Here is a 351-nt window from a genome sequence, read left to right on the forward strand (position 1 = left end):
TCCGATCTGGAGAGTCGATCTATAAGCCGGGTTCTGTCGAGGACAGCCATTCCTCTGGGACGCACATCACTGTACGCCTCAAGCGACCTACCCGAATCCAACGCGGGCCGCGCCAATGGATTCCTATTTGGTCTTGCTCCGAGTGGGGTTTACCTAGCCACGCACTGTTGCCAGCCGTGCGGTGCGCTCTTACCGCACCTTTTCACCCTTACCGGCGCTGTTGCGCTTAGGCGGTTATTTTCTGTGGCACTTTCCGTAGGCTCGCGCCTCCCAGGCGTTACCTGGCACTCTGCCCTATGGAGCCCGGACTTTCCTCCACCGCGCTATTGCGCGACAGCGACTGTCCAATCG

General features: G+C 59.5%; 1 other RNA gene. It reads right to left on the minus strand.

Annotation, left to right across the window (positions count from 1 at the left end):
- Positions 1-6 precede the first annotated feature (6 nt).
- Positions 7-351: RNase P RNA component class A (gene rnpB / locus C7H85_RS19335), an RNA gene on the minus strand; the annotation flags it as partial.

The organism is Zobellella endophytica, assembly GCF_003012775.1.
Classification (GTDB): domain Bacteria; phylum Pseudomonadota; class Gammaproteobacteria; order Enterobacterales; family Aeromonadaceae; genus Oceanimonas; species Oceanimonas endophytica.